The organism is Halobacillus sp. AWM4_238, assembly GCF_056158265.1.
This window is the reverse complement of sequence record NZ_JBSWSY010000003.1, coordinates 1-4,530: the sequence shown is the minus strand read 5'-3', so window position 1 is coordinate 4,530 and position 4,530 is coordinate 1. Positions and strand designations below refer to the sequence as shown.

9 protein-coding genes are annotated in these 4,530 nt (G+C 43.6%); 7 read left to right on the top strand and 2 right to left on the bottom strand.

What is annotated here, in order from left to right; genetic code table 11:
• Positions 1 to 64: 64 nt before the first annotated feature.
• Together ACXACN_RS19740 and ACXACN_RS19735 are read right to left on the bottom strand one after the other, a co-directional pair.
• Entirely contained in the window at positions 65 to 421 is a 357-nt protein-coding gene (locus ACXACN_RS19740) for an aminotransferase class I/II-fold pyridoxal phosphate-dependent enzyme (RefSeq protein ID WP_474966955.1), read from the bottom strand.
• Positions 421 to 1,158 carry a GntR family transcriptional regulator gene (locus tag ACXACN_RS19735; RefSeq protein WP_474966953.1) on the bottom strand — a complete coding sequence of 246 codons (738 nt, stop codon included), beginning with the start codon at positions 1,156 to 1,158 and terminating at the stop codon, positions 421 to 423. The genes ACXACN_RS19740 and ACXACN_RS19735 overlap by 1 nt, the downstream gene beginning before the upstream one ends.
• A gap of 71 nt (positions 1,159 to 1,229) precedes the next feature.
• Between ACXACN_RS19735 and ACXACN_RS19730 the strand changes: the two genes are divergently transcribed.
• The 7 genes from ACXACN_RS19730 to ACXACN_RS19700 all read left to right on the top strand — a co-directional run bounded on the left by ACXACN_RS19730 (position 1,230) and on the right by ACXACN_RS19700 (position 4,482).
• Positions 1,230 to 1,823 carry a LysE family translocator gene (locus tag ACXACN_RS19730; protein WP_474966952.1) on the top strand — a complete coding sequence of 198 codons (594 nt, stop codon included), beginning with the start codon at positions 1,230 to 1,232 and terminating at the stop codon, positions 1,821 to 1,823.
• A gap of 33 nt (positions 1,824 to 1,856) precedes the next feature.
• Positions 1,857 to 2,744 (top strand): PLP-dependent cysteine synthase family protein, encoded by an 888-nt coding sequence (locus ACXACN_RS19725; RefSeq protein WP_474966950.1) that lies wholly within the window; start codon positions 1,857 to 1,859, stop codon positions 2,742 to 2,744.
• A gap of 1 nt (position 2,745) precedes the next feature.
• Positions 2,746 to 2,907 carry a hypothetical protein gene (locus tag ACXACN_RS19720; protein ID WP_474966948.1) on the top strand — a complete coding sequence of 54 codons (162 nt, stop codon included), beginning with the start codon at positions 2,746 to 2,748 and terminating at the stop codon, positions 2,905 to 2,907.
• Positions 2,908 to 3,329: 422 nt separating this feature from the next.
• Positions 3,330 to 3,812, top strand: coding sequence for a phosphoenolpyruvate carboxykinase (ATP) (locus ACXACN_RS19715; protein ID WP_474966947.1), 483 nt, complete (start codon positions 3,330 to 3,332; stop codon positions 3,810 to 3,812).
• A gap of 38 nt (positions 3,813 to 3,850) precedes the next feature.
• Positions 3,851 to 3,964 (top strand): phosphoenolpyruvate carboxykinase (ATP), encoded by a 114-nt coding sequence (locus tag ACXACN_RS19710; protein WP_474966957.1) that lies wholly within the window; start codon positions 3,851 to 3,853, stop codon positions 3,962 to 3,964.
• Entirely contained in the window at positions 3,918 to 4,112 is a 195-nt protein-coding gene (locus ACXACN_RS19705) for a phosphoenolpyruvate carboxykinase (ATP) (protein ID WP_474966946.1), read from the top strand. Before ACXACN_RS19710 ends, ACXACN_RS19705 begins: the two co-directional genes overlap by 47 nt.
• Positions 4,096 to 4,482 (top strand): phosphoenolpyruvate carboxykinase (ATP), encoded by a 387-nt coding sequence (locus tag ACXACN_RS19700; protein ID WP_474966944.1) that lies wholly within the window; start codon positions 4,096 to 4,098, stop codon positions 4,480 to 4,482. The genes ACXACN_RS19705 and ACXACN_RS19700 overlap by 17 nt, the downstream gene beginning before the upstream one ends.
• Positions 4,483 to 4,530: the final 48 nt, after the last annotated feature.

Below are 4,530 nucleotides of genomic sequence, written 5' to 3'. Positions count from 1 at the left end.
ACCTGTACTTCATACGTCGTCTTGCTAAGGTTAACTACTTACGAAGCTGAGGGACTGCCAGCACCTATTTATCCTGTGTTGTCATACACCCACTTTCACACCAATAAGTAAATAGCTCGACAGGTAAACTGGAAATTGTCCACTGGTTTGCCCTCAGGGCTAATTGAAATTGGGTTCTGTATGCATTGGGTACAATTGCAAATCCAAGGCGAATACCGCCACTGAGCCGTTTAGAAAAACTGGAAATATGAAATGTTATCTCTGGTGCAAGGGAAACCATCGCAGGCAATTTATACTTTTTCGGCAGAACTTGAACATCATCTTCCAGAATAAAAATCCGATGGCGGCGGCAAACTTCAATAATTTGTTTGCGCCGCTCCAATGGAATTTGTGCTGTCGTTGGGTTATTTGATTGAGGCATCAAATAGATGACTTTGGGTGGTATTGCTTGCACGCGGCTTCCAGTGCTTCAATACAAATTCCCTGCTCATCAAAGCGAAGGCCAACACATTTAAGAGATAGCGAGTCACATGCCATTTTAAGCCCAGGAAAAGTCAGCGCTTCACAAATTACTGTGTCTCCAGCAGTTGTTATTGCTTGCAATGCTGTAAATAAACCATGCTGTCCACTTTGGGTAAAAAAACAATTTTCTTGTTCCGATGGCAAGTTTTCTTCCTTCAACCAGGTTGAAAACTTTTCTCGCTGATGTGGGTAGCCTCTTTCAGGCGTGTAATGAAGGAGCTTATGCAAATAGTCTGGCCGAGATGATAGGGATTGAAGTGCTTCATGGAGGACAGACTCTTGTGGGCCAATCGGGGCAAAGCTGTTACTAAAATCCACAGCACCTTCTTCAGGAAAGTAGCTTGACCAATAAGAAGAATACTTTTTTTCTTTTTGTGAAACGTATGTACCACTGCCAACTCTCGAACTAACAATACCTCTTTTCTCTGCTTCCGCATAGGCGCGAGTAATGGTGCCTGTTGTGACTTCGAGCGTATCCGCGAGGCGTCTTTGTGGGGGAAGTTTTTCGCCCGCTTTGAGTTTGTTTTCCTGGATCAGCGTCGCGATATGATCAGCAAGAGCAATGTACTTCGGACGGTCATTGTCTGTAGGTAGATGCCAGATTGTCATGGTTACAAAAAATCCATTGCAGTTCATTTGTATCTCTATATTATAGTCAATTCGTAATAATTGTCATCATATTGAATGCATACAATTAAGGTGGTCGTATGGATATCGTCAGTTTAATTTTTCCAACATCTGCATTTGCATTTACTTCTTCGGCGACGCCAGGACCGAATAATTTATGGCTTACAGCAAGCTCTATGAATTTTGGTTGGCGTAGGACGCTTCCATTTCTATTTGGCATCCGATTTGGGCTAATAGGGCTTCTTGTTGGGCTGTGTTTAGGGCTTGGTGTTGTGATCGAAACTTTTCCAGAAGTGAAAACTGGATTAACGGTCATGGGAACGCTTTACCTGATTTATCTTGGATTGCGTCTATGGAAAATGCCTGCCGGTGGACAGGGGAAAGAAGCCGAACCACCAGGATTTTGGACCGCGTTTGCTTTTCAGTATGTGAATCCCAAATGCTGGCTTACAGGTATTGCAAGTGTATCAGCACATACACTCCCAGGCGCGGATTACTTTGCTTCGTCTCTACAGCTCATCTTGATTTGGGTTGTCATTGGTACGTTTGGCAATATCATCTGGCTCTTTGCTGGTGAAGCACTCCGTGGCTGGCTTGCACATCCGACCATTGGGATAAGGATTAATAAAGGTTTAGCAATTCTTACCTGGCTGACGATAGGATTGCTATGGTAGTCATTAGATTTAAAAAGAATGTTGAGGTATGCCATGAGAGCATGGGTAAAACAAGCGATTCGTAAAATTGAAGCTGACTTTCAACGCTCAGCAGATACGCACTTAGTTAAGTTGGATATTCCAGCCGCGCCCCAGGTCACACTGTATTTAAAAGATGAGTCTATTCACCCGACTGGAAGTTTAAAGCATCGTTTAGCTCGGTCGTTGTTCCTCCATGCTTTGTGTAATGGCTGGATCAAAGAAGGGACACCAATTATCGAATCATCATCTGGCTCAACAGCGGTATCTGAAGCGTATTTTGCTCGCTTACTTGGCTTGCCATTTATTGCTGTGGTCCCACCGACGACTTCAAAAGAAAAAATTGATCTGATTTCGTTTTACGGCGGTCAATGTCACTTTGCGACAGGGACGGATATCTATTGTGAAGCGAAGCGGCTTGCCAAGGAATTGAATGGTCATTACATGGACCAGTTTACCTTTGCTGAGCGTGCGACAGACTGGCGGGGGAATAACAATATTGCAGAGTCGATATTCGACCAAATGAAGCTGGAAACACATCCGGTACCAAAATGGGTGGTGATGAGCCCAGGAACTGGCGGAACATCAGCAACCATCGGGCGGTTTATTCGGTATATGCAGTTTGATACGCAGCTTTGTGTGGCGGATCCGGAGTTCTCAGTTTTTTATGATTTTTATCAAACACGTGATCCAGAGATTACCATACAAGAGTGTACACGAATTGAAGGGATTGGCCGCCCGCGCGTAGAGCCTTCATTTATTCCAGATATTGTTGATCGTATGGAAAAAGTACCGGATGCAACATCAATTGCGACAATTCGTTTACTTAGAAAAAGTCATGAATCGAAAGTGTGGTGGCTCTACTGGGACAAATGTCTATACCGCTTTGAAGCTGGCCCATGAAATGGTTGCGGCAGGTGAGTCGGGTAGTATTGTGACGCTACTGTGTGATGGTGGAGAGCGCTATCTAGATACCTATTACAATGATGCGTGGTTACAAGAGCAATCAATTGATATCACGCAAGCGATGGCAGAAGTGAAAAGTCTCTGGGGAAAAATGAAATAATCTTAAATATTCTAGAAAAGATAAAGGCCCTTGAGAAAGGGCCTGGGTTTGATGTTCACTGAGTAGCTTAGAGACAGAGTCGAAATGTATCAACAGCCAAAAATTAATACACTCCAACCGCCAATGTCGCATTGAAGAGTTTAACCTCTTACGAAATTCTCCGGTTTTGCCAGCCCAATAGAGTTTCGTTCTATGCGTCGTTGACGAAGTTAAATATAAACTAAATGATAATCATTATCAATACGATTTAGGGAAACTTTTTACTTTTATTTCTTCAAAACCGATTTTTTTCTGATCAGACTTGTGGTTTAACTGTTAATCATACTCGATTCCAGTAGAATACCTCTGCATAACAAAAAGATTGAGCAACGACTCAATTTCCTTCGAATATGACCATGAAAATACTTAAGGAGTAACCCAACATGGCTGCCAAACGTCACGTGAACCTTGAACGTGCTCAGCTCATAGAACTCGCAATTCAAAGAAATGAAGGAATACTGGCTGCAAATGGTGCCTTCGTTGCAAAAACAGGTGAAAGAACGGGTCGTTCACCAAAAGATCGGTTTATTGTTCAAGAGCCATCAACGCAAGATTCTATCGATTGGGGGAATATCAACCGTCCTTTTGATTCGGAGCGATTCGATGTACTTTGGGAGCGTGTGAGTCAATATATGGCAGAGCGCGAGCAGTTTGTCTCGCAGCTAAATGTCGGTGCAGATCCAGAGCACTATTTACCGATAGAAGTCACGACAGAAACAGCTTGGCATCATGTTTTTGCAAAGAACCTATTTATTGAAGCAGAGATATGGAACCCAAAGTCCAAACCACACTGGACGATTATGAATGTTCCTTCTTTTGTATGTGAACCAGAGCGTGATCGGACCGACCAGCGACGAGAACTGTGATCATCAACTTTGCACAGCGAAAAGTCTTACTTGCAGGTATGCGTTATGCGGGTGAGATGAAAAAATCGATGTTCTCCGTGCTCAATTTTCTGCTTCCAGCACAAGATGTCTTGCCAATGCACTGCTCCCGCGAATGTTGGTCAGCAGGGTGACACAACCTTATTCTTTGGTCTATCTGGGACGGGTAAGACGACATTATCTGCCGATCCAAATCGATTCTTAATCGGTGATGATGAGCATGGTTGGGCTCCAGGAAGTGTATTTAACTTTGAAGGCGGTTGTTATGCAAAATGTATTTGATCTTTCAAAGAAAAATGAACCTGTAATTTGGGATGCGATCCGCTTTGGGGCGATTTTAGAAAATGTCGTCTTGGACGACTCTCGAACCCCGGATTATAAAGATGATGCACTCACACAGAATACACGTGCTGCATATCCGCTCAAACATATTGAAAAAAGGATTGAGAAAAACCGTGGCGGTGAGCCAAAGTCCGTTGTTTTCTTGACCTGTGACGTCAACGGGGTACTTCCTCCCGTTTCAATTCTTTCTGAAGAAGCGGCTGCATATCACTTCCTGAGTGGTTATACCGCAAAAGTAGGTTCCACCGAGATAGGGTCAAGTGCAGCAATTCAATCCACTTTCAGTACATGTTTTGGTGCGCCATTCTAGGTGCTGGCAGTCCCTCAGCTTTTCGTAAGTAGTTAACCTTAGCAATCA

Excerpts from the sequence above, each read along its gene's own strand:
- ACXACN_RS19740 (WP_474966955.1), bottom strand. The coding sequence starts at position 421 with ATGCCTCAATCAAATAACCCAACGACAGCACAAATTCCATTGGAGCGG.
- ACXACN_RS19715 (WP_474966947.1), top strand. The coding sequence starts at position 3,330 with ATGGCTGCCAAACGTCACGTGAACCTTGAACGTGCTCAGCTCATAGAA.
- ACXACN_RS19725 (WP_474966950.1), top strand. The coding sequence starts at position 1,857 with ATGAGAGCATGGGTAAAACAAGCGATTCGTAAAATTGAAGCTGACTTT.
- ACXACN_RS19705 (WP_474966946.1), top strand. The coding sequence starts at position 3,918 with ATGTCTTGCCAATGCACTGCTCCCGCGAATGTTGGTCAGCAGGGTGAC.
- ACXACN_RS19720 (WP_474966948.1), top strand. The coding sequence starts at position 2,746 with ATGGTTGCGGCAGGTGAGTCGGGTAGTATTGTGACGCTACTGTGTGAT.
- ACXACN_RS19700 (WP_474966944.1), top strand. The coding sequence starts at position 4,096 with ATGCAAAATGTATTTGATCTTTCAAAGAAAAATGAACCTGTAATTTGG.
- ACXACN_RS19730 (WP_474966952.1), top strand. The coding sequence starts at position 1,230 with ATGGATATCGTCAGTTTAATTTTTCCAACATCTGCATTTGCATTTACT.
- ACXACN_RS19735 (WP_474966953.1), bottom strand. The coding sequence starts at position 1,158 with ATGAACTGCAATGGATTTTTTGTAACCATGACAATCTGGCATCTACCT.
- ACXACN_RS19710 (WP_474966957.1), top strand. The coding sequence starts at position 3,851 with ATGCGTTATGCGGGTGAGATGAAAAAATCGATGTTCTCCGTGCTCAAT.